The 14,906-nt window shown below is 68.9% G+C and carries 18 protein-coding genes; 10 read left to right on the top strand and 8 right to left on the bottom strand.

Features of this window, described 5'->3' with window-relative positions; translation table 11 throughout:
• Positions 1 to 982: 982 nt before the first annotated feature.
• Entirely contained in the window at positions 983 to 1,186 is a 204-nt protein-coding gene (locus tag K3A85_RS08255; protein WP_225205974.1) for a hypothetical protein, read from the bottom strand.
• A gap of 181 nt (positions 1,187 to 1,367) precedes the next feature.
• On the opposite strand from K3A85_RS08255, the gene greB reads away from it, so the two are divergent.
• From greB to K3A85_RS08230, 5 genes are read left to right on the top strand one after another with little or no spacing between them, the layout of a single operon-like run.
• Complete coding sequence (greB, locus tag K3A85_RS08250) at positions 1,368 to 1,853, top strand: transcription elongation factor GreB (RefSeq protein WP_225205973.1); 486 nt, start codon at positions 1,368 to 1,370, stop codon at positions 1,851 to 1,853.
• Between the two features lie 54 nt (positions 1,854 to 1,907).
• A complete protein-coding gene (locus K3A85_RS08245) occupies positions 1,908 to 2,537 on the top strand; it encodes a histidine phosphatase family protein (RefSeq protein WP_225205972.1) in 630 nt (209 codons plus the stop codon).
• Entirely contained in the window at positions 2,537 to 2,722 is a 186-nt protein-coding gene (locus tag K3A85_RS08240) for a DUF4169 family protein (protein ID WP_225205971.1), read from the top strand. The genes K3A85_RS08245 and K3A85_RS08240 overlap by 1 nt, the downstream gene beginning before the upstream one ends.
• Positions 2,723 to 2,728: 6 nt before the next feature.
• Entirely contained in the window at positions 2,729 to 2,932 is a 204-nt protein-coding gene (locus K3A85_RS08235) for a hypothetical protein (protein WP_225205970.1), read from the top strand.
• A gap of 6 nt (positions 2,933 to 2,938) precedes the next feature.
• The gene (locus K3A85_RS08230) at positions 2,939 to 3,442 is read left to right on the top strand and encodes a hypothetical protein (RefSeq protein WP_225205969.1); all 504 of its coding nucleotides are present in this window, start codon (positions 2,939 to 2,941) and stop codon (positions 3,440 to 3,442) included.
• A gap of 339 nt (positions 3,443 to 3,781) precedes the next feature.
• Here K3A85_RS08230 and K3A85_RS08225 read toward each other — a convergent pair whose 3' ends face one another.
• Both K3A85_RS08225 and K3A85_RS08220 read right to left on the bottom strand, forming a co-directional pair.
• Positions 3,782 to 4,474, bottom strand: coding sequence for an outer membrane protein (locus K3A85_RS08225; protein WP_225205968.1), 693 nt, complete (start codon positions 4,472 to 4,474; stop codon positions 3,782 to 3,784).
• Positions 4,475 to 4,710: 236 nt separating this feature from the next.
• Positions 4,711 to 5,382, bottom strand: a complete 672-nt coding sequence (locus tag K3A85_RS08220) for an outer membrane protein (protein ID WP_225205967.1) — start codon at positions 5,380 to 5,382, stop codon at positions 4,711 to 4,713.
• Positions 5,383 to 5,562: 180 nt separating this feature from the next.
• On the opposite strand from K3A85_RS08220, the gene rlmN reads away from it, so the two are divergent.
• Positions 5,563 to 6,825 (top strand): 23S rRNA (adenine(2503)-C(2))-methyltransferase RlmN, encoded by a 1,263-nt coding sequence (rlmN, locus tag K3A85_RS08215; RefSeq protein ID WP_404822904.1) that lies wholly within the window; start codon positions 5,563 to 5,565, stop codon positions 6,823 to 6,825.
• Between the two features lie 21 nt (positions 6,826 to 6,846).
• Here rlmN and K3A85_RS08210 read toward each other — a convergent pair whose 3' ends face one another.
• Positions 6,847 to 8,208 carry a hypothetical protein gene (locus K3A85_RS08210; protein WP_225205965.1) on the bottom strand — a complete coding sequence of 454 codons (1,362 nt, stop codon included), beginning with the start codon at positions 8,206 to 8,208 and terminating at the stop codon, positions 6,847 to 6,849.
• A 62-nt stretch (positions 8,209 to 8,270) separates the two neighbouring features.
• A complete protein-coding gene (locus K3A85_RS08205; RefSeq protein WP_225205964.1) occupies positions 8,271 to 9,125 on the bottom strand; it encodes a PhzF family phenazine biosynthesis protein in 855 nt (284 codons plus the stop codon).
• 198 nt (positions 9,126 to 9,323) lie between these two features.
• On the opposite strand from K3A85_RS08205, the gene K3A85_RS08200 reads away from it, so the two are divergent.
• Positions 9,324 to 9,755, top strand: coding sequence for a glycine zipper 2TM domain-containing protein (locus K3A85_RS08200; RefSeq protein ID WP_225205963.1), 432 nt, complete (start codon positions 9,324 to 9,326; stop codon positions 9,753 to 9,755).
• 128 nt (positions 9,756 to 9,883) lie between these two features.
• Complete coding sequence (locus K3A85_RS08195) at positions 9,884 to 11,161, top strand: SAM-dependent methyltransferase (RefSeq protein ID WP_225206037.1); 1,278 nt, start codon at positions 9,884 to 9,886, stop codon at positions 11,159 to 11,161.
• A 24-nt stretch (positions 11,162 to 11,185) separates the two neighbouring features.
• On the opposite strand, the gene K3A85_RS08190 is transcribed toward K3A85_RS08195, so the two are convergent.
• The 3 genes from K3A85_RS08190 to K3A85_RS08180 are packed head-to-tail and all read right to left on the bottom strand — an operon-like array spanning position 11,186 to position 12,502.
• Positions 11,186 to 11,641 (bottom strand): hypothetical protein, encoded by a 456-nt coding sequence (locus K3A85_RS08190; protein WP_225205962.1) that lies wholly within the window; start codon positions 11,639 to 11,641, stop codon positions 11,186 to 11,188.
• A gap of 13 nt (positions 11,642 to 11,654) precedes the next feature.
• Positions 11,655 to 11,993 carry a hypothetical protein gene (locus K3A85_RS08185; protein WP_225205961.1) on the bottom strand — a complete coding sequence of 113 codons (339 nt, stop codon included), beginning with the start codon at positions 11,991 to 11,993 and terminating at the stop codon, positions 11,655 to 11,657.
• A 41-nt stretch (positions 11,994 to 12,034) separates the two neighbouring features.
• Positions 12,035 to 12,502 carry a response regulator transcription factor gene (locus K3A85_RS08180; RefSeq protein ID WP_225206036.1) on the bottom strand — a complete coding sequence of 156 codons (468 nt, stop codon included), beginning with the start codon at positions 12,500 to 12,502 and terminating at the stop codon, positions 12,035 to 12,037.
• An 889-nt stretch (positions 12,503 to 13,391) separates the two neighbouring features.
• Here K3A85_RS08180 and K3A85_RS08175 point away from each other — a divergent pair.
• Both K3A85_RS08175 and K3A85_RS08170 read left to right on the top strand, forming a co-directional pair.
• Positions 13,392 to 14,609, top strand: coding sequence for an argininosuccinate synthase (locus tag K3A85_RS08175; protein ID WP_225205960.1), 1,218 nt, complete (start codon positions 13,392 to 13,394; stop codon positions 14,607 to 14,609).
• Positions 14,610 to 14,631: 22 nt separating this feature from the next.
• Complete coding sequence (locus K3A85_RS08170) at positions 14,632 to 14,853, top strand: hypothetical protein (protein WP_225205959.1); 222 nt, start codon at positions 14,632 to 14,634, stop codon at positions 14,851 to 14,853.
• The last annotated feature ends 53 nt before the right edge of the window (positions 14,854 to 14,906 follow it).

Genomic DNA, 14,906 nt, shown 5'->3' with positions numbered 1-14,906 from the left:
CTGAGCCTGTCGAAGGGCCGCCCTTCCTTCAGCACAACCCCCGAAGCCCCCCGCACCCCGCGCCGCATCCGCAAGGCCAAAGCCGGAAGACGTCCCGGGAGCGCGAGGGGCCCTGCCCCTCGCCCCTCTCTTCCTTCTCCGCGCCTCTGCGCCTCTGCGCGAACCCAACCCTTCCCAACCCATCTTGACACGACTAACCATATAGGTTATACGCCGCCCCACGGACCGGGAGCGGCATGGCCGGCTTGCTCCTCGCTCCTTCGGGCTGATCTCCACGCGGGGTGAGGCCCGACGCGACCGGCGCGGGTCGGCGCTGCGGGAAGCCGGATCTCTCACCAGATGCGGCGAGCGGGGGCGTAAAGCCCCAAGTCCCTCAGGGCACACCCCAGCCAGTGCAACGGACGGGCGGATGTGGTGCGGTGGTTCAGCCGCGTGGCAGCGCTCCCATGAAGTCCGGTTCCGGTCCGGCCTGGCCCCCTCGTGCGGCCCTGCTTATCCCGGAACTTATCCTTAGGGACTCGCTACGGACCCGATGCGGCACGCGAGCCGTCGCAAGGGATACGAGCCCCCGTCCGAACAAGGCCGAGCCGTGCGGGATCCAACGCCCCGCAGGCCACTCGCCACAGCGTTCACCGCCCTCCTTCGCGCAGCGCCACGCAATGGCGCCCGCGCCGGTCGCGCAGGTCCGCATCGCTTCCCCAAGGCGCAAAGGTCCGGGTTCGCCGCCGGATGGCTTCGTGTGTGCGAGCCGTCGAACCCCCACCCCCGGCCCCTCCCCACCGGGGAGGGGAGCAGGGCTTGCGCTGATACCACGCCACTTCTCCCCCCCCCGGCTGTCGCGGAGCAGGGCTGGCGTTGCGTTGTGCTACCCCCTCCCCGCCTGGCAGGGAGCATGATAGCGCACCGCTTCATCCCCCCTCCCCGGTGGGGAGGGGCCGGGGGTGGGGGTTCGACGCTGGCGGCAGGGCGAGCCGCCGGTCGCTTATTCCGGCAGCATGTCCTGCAGGCGGCTCAGCAGCTTCTGGATGTTGAGCGCCGCGTCCTTGAACATCTCGACATCGCCGCCGCTGCCCGAGCCGCGCGCTTCCTGCGCCGCTTCGACATAGCCTTCGAGGTCGGCCTCGAGCGCGTCGACCAGCAGTTCGAGTTCGTCGCTGGTCACGGTCAGGGTAAAGGTCTCGGCCATCGGAATCGCTTTCGCATTGGGGGAATGCGCCCGCCCTAAGCGCAGCCCAGCGGCAGCGCAACCGCGCCCTTGCCCGCCGCCCCTCCCCCGCACCCCGCCCCCATACCCACCGCGTCGCCCCGCGCCGGGTTCGCCACGCCCCGGGTTTCGCCGCGCGCGCGCCTCGCCTAAGGGCAGAGTGATGAAGGTAGAGGGAAATCCGATCACGCCGGCCGGGCTCGCCGCGCTGCGCGCGCGCTACGACCACCTGCTCGGCACCGAGCGACCGGCGATCGTCGAGATCGTCAGCTGGGCGGCGGGCAACGGCGACCGCAGCGAGAACGGCGACTATCTTTACGGGCGCAAGCGGATGCGCGAGATCGACCGCGAGCTCGCCCACCTCGCCCGCCGGATGAAGGCGGCGCGCGTGGTCGATCCGGCGCGGCAGGAGGACCGCACGCGCGTGCTGTTCGGCGCCACGGTGGAAATCGCCGACGAAGACGACAACCGCCGCACGCTCACGCTGGTCGGCGACGACGAGCAGGACGCGAGCAAGGGCCTGATCGGCTGGAGCGCGCCGATCGCCCGCGCGCTGCGCGGCGCCCGCCTCGGCGATTTGCGCGTGGTCCGCCTGCCGGGCGGCGAGAAGGAGTGGGAAATCGTCGGAGTGCGCTATCCCGAAGCCTGATCCGGACGCGCAGGCCATGGCGCTCGCGGTGCGGGCGCGCTATCGCCTCCGGCCATGACCTCTTCGCGCTTCTTCATCATGCGCCACGGCGAAACCGTCTACAACGCCGCGCGCCGCCTCCAGTCGAACCACATCCACACGCCGCTGACCCGGCTCGGTTGCGAGCAGGCGACGCAGATGGGCGTGGTGCTGCGCCAGGAACTGGGCGAGCGGCCGCCGGTGGTGCTCCACGTTTCCGAGACCGGCCGCGCGCTGCAGACCGCCGCGCTGATCGCCGAGGAACTCGGCATCGACTGGTTCGCCGCCAGCCGCACCCCCGATCTCAAGGAGATCGACATGGGCTCGTGGTGCGAGCGCTCCTATTCCGACGTCGAGGCCGAGCACGGCCCGATCGTCATCGAGGACCATCTGCTGCGCCCCGCTCCCGATGGCGAGGACTATCCCGCGATCGCCGCGCGCCTGCGTCGCTGGATCGAGCGCACCGGCGACGATGGGCGCGACCATGTCGTCGTGATGCACGGCATCTCCAGCCGGGTGCTGCGCGGGATCATGGCGGGCTATCCGGTCCATCCGGCGCACGGCGTGCCGATCGCGCCCTCGCTGGTCCAGGGCTCGGTGGCGCTGGTCAAGGACGGCGCCGAATGCGTGCTCTATGGCGCAGAGCGCGGAACCGAGCACGCCTGATGGCCGAGATCGTAAATCTTCGCACCGCGCGCAAGGCAAGGCAGCGCGCCGATGCCGCGGCGCAGGCGGCGGGCAATCGCGCGAAGTTTGGCCGGACCGCCGCCGAGAAGGCGCGCGACGGCGCCGAAGCGGCGCGCGCCGCCCGCCTGCTCGACGGCGCGCGGCGCGAGCGCGAGGGCGACTGAGCGGCGATGCGCACGACTTACGGCGAAGCGACCGTGCGGCTCTATCACCTCGGCGACGGCGTCGAGGGCGGGCAGGCCGAGACGCTGTTCTATGGCCCGCTCGACGAGGCGATGGCGATTGCCGCGGCGCAGAGCGAGACGGTGCAGGACGGGCTCTACCTCGCGACCGACAACGACGTCGTCGCCTATCTCGACCTGCTCGAGGGATGACGTGAGGTGACGCGCGCCGTTGCCGCCGCGCTGGCGCTGGCGCTGGCCCTCCCCCTCGCCCTCGCCCCGGCCGCCCGGGCGCGCGATGCGCTGGGGGTGTGGAACGACTGGGCGGCGTTCCGCGATCCCGGCGTGCCGCGCTGCTATGCGATCGCGATGCCGCGGCCGGCGCCGGGGCGCAAGCGCGACTTCCAGCCCTACCTGACGGTGGCGACCTGGCCGACGCGCGACGTGCGCGGGCAGGTCCACGTGCGCTTGCCCCGCGTCGCCCCGGCCGCGGCGCAAGTCACGCTGTCGCTCGGCGGGCAGAGCTTCGCGCTGCTTGCCGGCGGCAACAGCGCCTGGGCGCCCGACCGGCGCAGCGATGCCGCGATCGTCGCGGCGATGCGCTCGGCGGCCGAGCTTACCGTAACGCTGCGCGAACCCGGCCGGGTGACGCGCGAGGTGTGGCGGCTCGCCGGCCTGCCCAGCGCGCTCGACGCCGCCGCGCTCGCCTGCGCCCGGCGCTAGGCCGTGAACTCATAAACGGCGCCTTCGAGGCGTCAAAATGGCGAACAGCGCGGGCCAAGGCGCCCGCCGGGAGGGCTGGTTGCCCTTCCAAGGGCGGCTTGGTTCGCGATGGAAGCCATTTTGACGTCCCTTCGGGATTTGACCGGAAGGGCCATCTGCCGCGTCGGGAAGGCTTGAAATATCGACATATTCCTGCGCCTTCCCTCCTTGCACCTGGCCCTTCTGCCTCAAACCTCGAAGGCGCCGTTTATGAGTTCACGGCCTAGACGGCAACGGGCCGGGGTTGCCCCCGGCCCGCCACACGCCCGGGCCTTCGCGCCGGGCGATCGAAGCAGGCGATCAGAAGCGCACGCCGACCGCGGCAACGACCTGGTGACGGTCGGTGTCGATGTTGAAGCGGCCGCTGTCCGGCACGTCGTCGTTGAAGTCGAATTCGCCCTTCTGGTAGTTCGAGTAGCGATATTCGAGACGGCCGAAGCCGTGGTCGCCGAGCTTCTGCTCGATGCCCGCGCCCGCGCGCCAGCCGTCGGTGTCGAGGCGCCGCTCGCTCGAGAAGCCGCCGCCGTTGCCGCGCAGCGCGAAGCGGGCGTTGGTGTAGCCGCCCTTCACGTAGAGCAGCGTCTTGGGCGACATCGCGAAGCCGAGGCGGCCACCGGCGTAGAAGTCGCGCTCGGCCTTGACCCGGCCGAGGTTGAAGGTGTTGGGCACGCCGTTGTTGTTGTCCCAGCGGGCCGAGCTCGTGGTCCCTTCGGCTTCGGCGCCGAGCGTCAGGCGGTCGCCCAGCGGCACGTCGAAGCCGATGCCGCCGCCGAACACGATGCCGTTAAGCGACTGCTTGACGTCGGCGTTGCTATCGATGTCCCTGGTGCTGCCCGAGCGCAGGTGGTCCCAGCCGATCACGGTGTTGATGCTGAGGCCGCTGAAGTTCCGGGCGGGCGACGTGGTCTCGTCGGTCATCGCATCCTGCGCAAAGGCGGGAGCGGCGACGGCGATGGCGGACACAGCGGCAAGCGCTGCAATGAACTTCTTCATAAATGAAACTCCATGCTCTTACTTCTGCCGACAACCGGAAGGTGGCGACCCGGCCGACAGTCCCCTCACGAATGACTTTGAGAGCAAAGGGTTTCCTGAAACGAATACAACAAATGATTGTGCCTATTTAGCAACACTACTTTATGGCAGGCACGACAAGGGGCGAGCCGGACTGCTGCCCGACCCGCCCCTGTGCTGTCGGCGGTCAAACCGTCAGATGCTAGTCGGTTCCCCGATCAGAACCGCACGCCGGCGCCGACCATCACCTGGTGGCGGTCGGTGTCGATGTTGAAGCGGCTGCTGTCGGGCGTGTCGCCGTTGAAGTCGAATTCGCCCTTCGAATAGTTCGAGTAGCGGTATTCGGCCTTCACGTAGGCATTGGTGCCGACCTTCTGCTCGACGCCCGCGCCAAGCCGCCAGCCGTCGGTGTCGAGGCGCTGGCGCAGGTTGGTGGTGCCGTCGCTGCCTTCGAGGTTGTAGCGCGCGTTGGTGTAGCCGCCCTTCACATAGACCAGCGTCGAGGGCGACACGGCATAGCCCGCGCGCGCGCCGAAGTAGAGGTCGCGGCCGGCTTCGACGCGGCCGAGGTTGAAGGTGTTGGGCACGCCGTTGTTGTTGTCCCACTTGGCGCTGCTGTCGGTCACCTCGGCCTCGGCGCCGATGGTGAAGTTGCTGCCCGCCGCGACGTCGTAGCCGACGCCCACGCCGTAGACGACGCCGTCGATCGACTGCTTGATGTCGCGATTGGTGTCGATGTCGACGCTGCTGCCCGAGCGGTTGTGGTCGTAGCCGACCAGGCCTTCGACCCTGAGGCCCTGGAACTCCTGCGCGGGCGTGGCATCCTGCGCGAATGCCGGGGCCGCGATCGCTGCCGCACCGGCGGCAAGGAGGGCGCTGATCTTCTTCATACTGAAACTCCGTTCAAATACCCCTGCCGGACTGCACAACGTGCACGGCGGCATTGGTCCTTCGAACGGCCTCGCGCAGCGGCGGTTTCCTGAACCTCACACAACGACGACCTGTGACGAAACTGTCACACTGGCCCTCGAGCGTTTGCGCATCCGCGCGACATTCCTTATATGCCGCCCATGCACACCCCCCTGATGCCGATACCCGGGCACACGGACCCCGTTCCGGTGCCGCGTGACGTGACCCCGCGCGACGATGGCCGGATCGACCTGATCGGCCTGCCCAAGAAGCGGATCGTCGAGCTGTTCGGTGAAGCCGGGCTCGACCCCAAGGCCGCCAAGCTGCGAGCCAAGCAGGTGTTCCACTGGCTTTACCACCGCGGCGTGACCGATTTCGAGGCGATGACCGACATCGCCAAGACGATGCGCCCGTGGCTGGCCGAACGGTTCGTGATCGGCCGCCCGGAGATCGTCGAGGCGCAAGTCTCGACCGACGGCACGCGCAAGTGGCTGCTGCGCACGGCGGACAAGCACGACTTCGAGATGGTGTTCATCCCCGACGCCGACCGCGGCACGCTGTGCGTCTCGAGCCAGGTCGGCTGCACGCTCAACTGCCGTTTCTGCCACACCGGCACGATGCGGCTGGTGCGCAACCTGACGCCGGGCGAGATCGTCGGGCAGGTGATGCTCGCACGCGATTCACTCGGCGAATGGCCCAAAGGCAGCGGCACCATGGCCGGGCTCGACTTCGACGACGAGGACGAGGAAGCCGCCAGCGCCTATACCCCCGACGGTCGCCTGCTGACGAACATCGTGATGATGGGCATGGGCGAGCCGCTCTACAATTTCGACAACGTGCGCGATGCGCTCAAGCTGGTGATGGACGGCGACGGCCTTGCCCTGTCGAAGCGCCGCATCACGCTGTCGACCAGCGGCGTCGTGCCGATGATGGCGCGCGCGGGCGAGGAGATCGGGGTGAACCTTGCCGTCTCGCTTCACGCGGTGACCAAGGAGGTGCGCGACGAGATCGTCCCGATCAACCGCAAGTACGGGATCGAGGAACTGCTCCAGGCCTGCGCCGACTATCCCGGCGCCTCGAACGCCCGGCGCATCACCTTCGAATACGTGATGCTCAAGGACAAGAACGACAGCGACGACGACGCGCGCGAACTGGTCCGGCTGATCAAGCAGTACAAGCTGCCGGCCAAGGTCAACCTGATCCCGTTCAACCCGTGGGACGGGGCGGTCTACGAATGCTCGAGCCCCGAGCGGATCAAGCGCTTTGCCGAGATCGTGTTCGAGGCGGGGATTTCGGCGCCGGTGCGCACGCCCCGCGGGCGCGACATCGACGCGGCCTGCGGGCAGCTCAAGACCGCTGCCGAGAAGAAGAGCCGCGCCGAGCTCGACCGCCTCGCCGAAGAGAAGCTGGCCGCGCTCGGCTGACGGCGGTGGTCCGCGCCGGGATCAGGACGCGGTATAGCTGCTCGACAGGCGGAACACGGTCTGCGCGCTGGCGCCGTTGACGTAGCGCACGCGGTAGAGCACGCCCGCGCCGAGGCCGCCGCACAGGCGGACCGAGAGGTTGGCCGCGCTGCCCGCGGTGACCGCCTGGCTCATGACCGGCTGATAGGTCGTGCCGGTGTCGGTCGACTGGTCGATGAACAGCGTGCCCGCCTGGTCGGCATAGGCGCAGGCATTGAAGAAGCAGTACTGGGTGCCGTTGGTGTTGCGCGCGGTGCCGGTAAAGCTCGCCGAGGCGCCGAGCGCGGTCTGGGTGTCGGTGTAGCCGGTCGTGGCGTTGATGGTGCCGGTCACCGTGACCGAGCCCAGCGCCGAAGTGCCGCCGGCGAGCGAGACGCCGCTGAAGCTGCTCGACTGCTGCTTCTGGGTCAGGGTGATCGCGACCGTGCCGCTGCCGTAGGTCGAGACCCGGGCGCGCACGAACGCGGCGGACGAGGTGAAGCTGTAGAGCCCGGTCGCGGTCGAGGTGGTCGTCGGCGCGCTGGTGGCGGTCGCGGACGAGATCACCGGCAGCGTCACCCAGTTGGTGCCGTCGTTCGACTGCTCGTAGGTGACGGTGCACGAGGTGCCCGCATTGGTCACCTGGAACGAGCCGCCCATGTAGAGCGAGTTGCTCGCCGAGACGACGGTGGTCGCCGAGGTCGCACTGCCCGAGATCGCCGCGCCTTCGCTGCACGAGCGGTAGATCGCCGACAGCCAGCCGGTCAGCCCGACGCCGCCGGTCGGCATCGTCGTGCCCGTCACCGGAACGCCGGCCGGCTCGGCATTGGCAAGGTCGCTCGCCGGCCCGACCGACAGGCTCGCCGCCGCGGTCTTCGCTCCGAGGCTGGCGGGAAGCTGCGCCGAGATCGCCGACAGCGTGGTCAGCACGTTGGCCTGCGCGGCGGCGGTGGCGGCGCCGCTCGGCAGCGGCAGGCTGGCGGCCGAGATCGCCTGCGTCGCCGGGAAATTACCGACGTTGACCGCCTGGCTCGCGGGGAAGTTCGACACCGTGACCGTCTGGTTGGTCGGGAAGTTGCCGACGCTGACCGTCTGGCTCGCGGGGAAGTTGGCGACGTTGACCGTCTGGCTCGCGGGGAAGTTCGACACCGAGACCGTCTGGCTCGACGGGAAGTTCGAGACCGTGACGGGCTGGCTGGCGGGAAAGTTCGAGACCGTGACCGCCTGCGCGGCGGGCAGGTTGGTCACCGCGACCGGCAGCGGCGCATCGAGGCTGACCGTCTGGGCCGAGTTGTCGGGGTTGGCGAAGGCCACCGCATTGGCGGCGGTGAAGGTCGAGGGGAACTGGATCGGCGGATTGGGCATCACTGTGGCTCCTTGCAAAGGAACCCGTCAGATAACCAAATTGGCTCGTGTAGGAAAATGCACTATCCAAATTGTAACATCCCATCGCGCGACACCATGTCCGCGCGGCCGCCGATCCACACCCCGTCGGCCTGACGGCGCACGCTGATCCGACCATCGGCGCCGACCTTGCGGCCTTGCGCGGCGACATAGCCTCCGCCCTCGCCGGCAACGCCCGGATCGCCGCGCTCGACCAGCGCGAGCGCGATCGCCGCGTTGAGGCTGCCGGTGACCGGGTCCTCGGCCAGCGTCCCGTCGGGCCGCGCGAAGAAGGCGCGCACCTCCCATGCCGCCGCGCTGCCCGGCGGGCACGGTCCGACCAGCCCGATGTCGGTCGGCACCGATGCGCGGGCGACCGGTTCGGCCGCAAGCACGTCCGCCGCCGAGCGCAGCATCAGCAGCTGCCATCCCGGGCCGTTGTCGGCATGGACCGCATCGACCACCTGCTCGGCGCGGACCCCGGCGATGCGGATCGCCGCCGCGCGCTCCTCGTCCGAAAGCGCTCCGGCGCGGCGCAGCGGCGGGGCGCGGAAGGCGAGCGTTTCGCCCTCCTCGCGCACTTCGACCAGTCCGACGCCGCACTCCTGCACGATCGTGCCCGCCGTGCGCGGCACCCCGCCTGCCGCCCGCCAGGCGCGCGCGCTGCCCAGCGTCGGATGCCCGGCGAAGGGCAGCTCGCCCGCGGGGTAGAAGATCCGCACGCGATAGTCGGCGGCAGGATCGGTCGGGGGCAGCAGGAACGTCGTCTCGGAAAACCCGAGCCAGCGGGTCAGCGCCAGCATCTGCTCCGCGCTCAGCGCATCGCCGCCGCGTACGACGGCCAGCGGGTTGCCGCGCAGCGGCTGCGCACCGAAGACATCCACCAGATCGAGTTGCATCGTCGCCTTCTCCATGGCCCGGGGTCGGGATCGCGGTCGGGGTCCGCGCCTGCGGCGTCGACCGTCGCGCCACGGCCACGGCTCGTCGCGCAAGGCAGCGCCCCTGCAGGCGTTCATCCGGCGTTGTGGATCGCAAGTCCACCCCCGTCGTTGCCCGTCTCGTTCGACTTTTCGCTGCATGGAGCAGGGAGCTTACCGATGAAGAAATTCGTTATCGCCGCGGTACTTGCCGCTGTCGCCCTTCCCGCCGCGCCGGCTCTGGCCGACCCGCCGGCGTGGGCTCCGGCGCATGGCCGCCGCGCGCATGATCGCGACGACTGGCGGCGCGACGACTATCGCCGCGACGCGCGTCCCCAGCGCTATTACGCCGGCACCTACGACCGCTACGGCCGCTATGTCGAGCCGCGTCGCCTGTCGCGCAACGACCGCGTCTGGCGCGGGCGCGATGGCCGCTACTACTGCCGCCGCGGCAACGGCACGACCGGGCTGATCATCGGCGCCGGCGTCGGCGCGCTGCTCGGCCGCACGATCGACACCAGCGGCGACCGCGCGCTCGGCACGATCCTGGGCGCGGCGGGCGGTGGCCTGCTCGGCCGCGAGATTGACCGCGGCGGTCTCAAGTGCCGCTGACCCGACGGCGGCGCTGAGCACGGCGTCGTCCTGACGAGGGCCGTCCTTGTCCGACGCGCGGCTTGCGGGAACGCTCGCCGCGCGTCATGCATTGCAGGGCGGGGATCTTGCGGGAGATGCACATGAGCATGCTGTTGCTGGACCAGGCGCTCAAGCGCCTGATCCGCCGGGGAACGCTGACCGTCACCGAAAGCTCGGGCAAGACCCGGGTCTATGGCACGCGCGAGGAAGGCTGGCCCGATCTGGGGCTCAGGCTGATGGACGCCAAAGTGCCGGGCGCCATCGCGCGCGATCCCTCGCTTGGCTTCGCCGAAGCCTACATGGACGATCGCGCCCGGATCGAGGGCGGCGACATCATGGACTTCGTCGGGCTCGTCCGCCGCAACAATCCGTGGGAGCGCGGCGGCAACCTCGACAATCCCGGCCCGGTCAAGAAGGCGCTCGACCATCTCGCCTTCCTGCTCGACCAGCGCAACCAGCGCGTCGCCTCGCGGCGCAACGTCAAGCACCACTACGACATCGGCAACGATCTCTACGAGCTGTTCCTCGATCCGCTGCGCCAGTATTCGTGCGCCTACTGGACCGACGAGACCGCCACGCTCGAAGCGGCGCAGGAAGCCAAGATCGCGCATATCGCGGCCAAGCTGCGCCTCTCGCCCGACGTGCGGGTGCTCGACATCGGCTGCGGCTGGGGCGGGCTTGCCATCACGATCCACCGCCTGACCGGGGCGCGGGTCCACGGCGTGACGCTCAGCGAGGAGCAGATCTCCTACGCCAAAGCCTGGGCCGAGCGCGAAGGCGTGGCCGACAAGGTCACTTTCGCCCTGACCGACTACCGCGATGTCGAAGGACGGTTCGACCGGATCGTCTCGGTCGGCATGTTCGAGCACGTGGGCGTGCCCAACTATCGCACCTTCTTCCGCACCTGCCACGACCTGCTGGCGGACGACGGGGTGATGCTGATCCACACGATCGGCCGCGCCGGGCCGCCGACCGGCACCGACGGCTTCACGCGCAAGTACATCTTCCCGGGCGGCTACATCCCGTCGATGAGCGAGATGCTGCGCGCGATCGAGCCGAACCGGCTGATGGTCAGCGATGTCGAGGTGCTGCGCCGCCACTACGCGCTGACGCTGCGCGAATGGTACCGGCGCTGCGTCGCCAACGAGGCGCGGATCGTCGAGCTCTACGACGCCCGGTTTTATCGGATGTGGCTGTTCTACCTCGCGGGCGCGGCAACCGCGTTCGAGCACGCCGATCTCGTCAACTTCCAGTTCCAGATCGTGCGCAACCGCGATGCCGTGCCGCTGACGCGCGATTACATCGGCACGGCCGAGGCGGGTCTGGCGGCAGAGGGGGCGGCGGGCAACGTGGTCCGGCTCGACCGGAGCGGGCGCGCACGCTAGTCGCCGTGGCGCGGCGGCTGCCGCTCAGGCGCGCGCGGCGCGTCCTGGCTTGCCGCGCTCCGGCGGCGCGCGGCGCGCGCGCCAGTCGGCGATCGTGCCCCAGGTCATCAGCAGGAGCGCAGGCAGCGACCAGACCGCAGCGAGGTTGGTGAACACCAGATGGGGCACCGCCACCGCGAGGGCTGAGACAAGCTGGGTGACAATCGCGAGCGATTGCATCGCGGCGAACCACAGCGGCCAGTAGCGATCAGAGCGCAGCGCCACGGCCCAGGCCAGCAGCAGGATCGCGCCGTCCGACGCGATCCCGATGCCTGCCAGCACGGCCGGCGCCACATAGGCCGATGCCGCCAGCACGGCCACGCTGATCAAGCAGAGCGTGCCGGCAAAGATCCGCTCCAGCGCCCGGCCGAAGATCGCCGCCGAGGCCATGTTGGCAAGCAACATGAGCCAGAACAGGATCAGGACGGCGAGCGTGAACACGGGTCGGCCATCGTCAGCAGGTGACCGGCTCGGCCGTGTCGGCGATCGCCGTCCACAGGCCTGCGGGGCAGCCGAAGCTGACTTCGCGCAAGTTGCTGTGCTTGAGGATGCGGGTCATCTCGCGAACCGAATTGGATACCTTGGCCCGCCCTTCGACAAGGCAGGCGAGCCCGTCGGCGAGCGACTGCAGCGCCGGCTGGGTCATAGGCATGGCCAGCTTCGATTCCTGGCTCGCCTCGATGAAGCTGGTGGCGAGCCGCATCTGCTGCAGCAGCGCCCGGTCGATCATGCCGCCCATCTCTTGGGCATCGCTGGCCACGACACGGGTCGAACCTTCACGCAGGTTGATCATGGAATACCTCCTGTCTCGCTTCGAGGTCCATGATTGTACAATCACATATGCAATTTGAGCACGAAGATCAAACCAAGAACAAAAGTGATCGCGGCAGATGCGGCCATTATCGAGAGGATCGAGACCTGCGCGATCAGAAAAATCCTTTCCTTCAACGAAAGTGAATTGCGAATCCCTCCCACCGGGATGGGCAGGATCCACCGACGCCAAAGCGGAGACGCGGCCTCGTCCTTGTCTGTCAGCTTGCGCGATTCGCTCTGCTCGCGATACCAGCGACCGACTGCGCCGCGGTTCGGGAAACCGAACTGGTGCATTGCCGTGGCAATGTGGTTGTCTACGGTGGAGGGCGAGATGCCCAGCTCGCGCGCGATCTCCTTCGAACTCATGCCCTGGGCGACGAGCGCGATGCAGTCTTCCTGACGCGCCGTGAGCCTGACATCCTCGAGCCGGTGAGGTGCATCGTTAACCATGGCAGTCAAATCAATGCCATGGGCCCTTGCTGCGCGCATCTTCAACAACGCCCAATTTGGCACGATAAGCTCCGCAACGGCGCAATGATTGCGTCACGGATACGCGTAATGTCGCCAAGGACTTGGCCGAGGTATTAACCGTGACGAGCGCGCGTTTTCGGTTATCTCCACCCGATCTCCAGCGATCTCCGGTCGATCGCCAGCCGATCTCCGGCAAGTCTCCAGGCAGGCCGCACGGGAACTAGGCAATCTCCGCTTTCCTCCAGTCAGGCGCCGCCAATGGCCTGGAGATGCCCGATCCTGCGACAAGGCGGCCAGCGAAAGGCGGATTGGCCATAGCTCCGGAGGGTTGCCAGCGGCGTGGGTAGTCGTGGCAGCTGCTATCCGTCGGGAGGTCCACGCTCCCGACCCGCCAACCCTGAAGCGACCGGCCGCCTGCCTGCGCAAGCGGCCGGGTGATCGAACACAGGCCACTGTCGGTGCGGTGGGCCAGGATGCACCCGCCGCACCCGGCCCCATGGACCGACGCAGGCGGACCAGACGGGGATGGCGGCGCTCCCCCGTGCCGCCTGTCGCCTGCCTGCCGCCCCGTGCTGCCTGCCGCCGCGTGCTCCCTGCCTGGCGTGGCCAACCGGCCCGCCCTTCCCTGCCGACCCGCCCTGCCGCCCCGCCCTGCCGATCCGCCGCGCGCCGGCCGCCCGCCGCGCGGCTCGGCGCGACGCGCCCCGCGGCGCCGCCCGGATCGACGGATCGCGCTGGGCCTTACGCCCGGCAGGGCGACGCCCGGTTCACGGGGCAAGGCGACCGCCCGGTTCCCGGGCAGGGCGACCACCCGGTTCTCCAAGGGTTCCCGATGCGGTTGCGCCCCCGCCCCCTGACTGTTAGGCGCGCGGCGCGAAAAATTCTGGCGCGCAAACGGGAGTCGCCCATGACCGATATCAAGCGGGTCGTCCTTGCCTATTCCGGCGGGCTCGACACCTCCGTCATCCTCAAGTGGCTGCAGGTCACCTACAACTGCGAAGTGGTGACCTTCACCGCCGACCTCGGGCAGGGCGAGGAACTGGGGCCGGCGCGCGCCAAGGCCGAGCTGATGGGCGTGAAGCCCGAGCACATCTACATCGACGACCTGCGCGAGGAGTTCGTGCGCGACTTCGTCTTCCCGATGATGCGCGCCAACGCCCGCTACGAAGGCGACTACCTGCTCGGCACCTCGATCGCGCGCCCGCTGATCTCCAAGCGCCTGATCGAGATCGCGCGCGAGACCGGCGCCGATGCGGTCGCCCACGGCGCCACCGGCAAGGGCAACGACCAGGTCCGCTTCGAGCTGTCGGCCTATGCGCTCGACCCTTCGATCAAGGTGATCGCGCCGTGGCGCGAATGGGACCTCGCCAGCCGCACCGCGCTGATCGCCTGGGCCGAAGCGCACCAGATCCCGGTGCCCAAGGACAAGCGCGGCGAAAGCCCGTTCTCGACCGACGCCAACCTGCTCCACACCTCGTCCGAGGGCAAGGTGCTCGAAGATCCGTGGGAAGAGACGCCCGACTACGTCTATTCGCGCACGGTCAATCCGGAAGACGCGCCCGACCAGCCGGAATACATCACCATCGACTTCGAGAAGGGCGACGGAGTGGCGCTCAACGGCGTCGAGATGAGCCCGGCAGCGCTGCTCACCGCGCTCAACGAACTCGGCCGCAAGCACGGCATCGGCCGGCTGGACCTCGTCGAAAACCGCTTCGTGGGCATGAAGAGCCGCGGCATGTACGAAACGCCCGGCGGCGAGATCTACGCCCGCGCCCACCGCGGCATCGAAAGCATCACGCTCGATCGCGGCGCCGCGCACCTCAAGGACGAGCTCATGCCCAAGTATGCCGAGCTCATCTACAACGGCTTCTGGTTCGCGCCCGAGCGCGAGATGCTGCAGGCGGCGATCGACCACTCGCAGCAGCGGGTCAACGGCACCGTGCGCCTAAAGCTCTACAAGGGCAGCGCGCAGGTCGTCGGGCGCAAGTCGGTCGACAGCCTCTATTCCGAGCGCCACGTGACGTTCGAGGACGACGCCGGCGCCTACGACCAGAAGGACGCGGCGGGCTTCATCAAGCTCAACGCGCTGCGCCTGCGCCTGCTCGCCCAGCGCGACCGCCGCTGATCCTGCGCGCGGACGACCGGCCGTGACCGACCTCGACGTCGACCCGTTCCACCTGTTTCTGGTCGCGGGGCTGGTCATGGCCGCGCTCTCGGTGCTGTCCGGCTGGCTCGACCGCCAGCAGAACCGCCGTCGCAACCTTGACCGGGTCAGCCTGGTCAACTGGCGGCTGCTTTCGACGCTGTCGCTGCTGACCGCGATCGTCGCGCTCAGCGTCGCCGCCAAGCTGTGGTTCACCACGCCCTAGCGCGGTCTGCGCCAGCGCATAGAAATTCTTGATTGCCCGAAACCCCTCCCAGA

The organism is Novosphingobium huizhouense (assembly GCF_020179475.1).
GTDB classification, from domain to species: Bacteria; Pseudomonadota; Alphaproteobacteria; order Sphingomonadales; family Sphingomonadaceae; genus Novosphingobium; species Novosphingobium huizhouense.
Note: the sequence above shows the minus strand (reverse complement) of the source record. Positions and strands in the feature narration are given on the sequence as shown.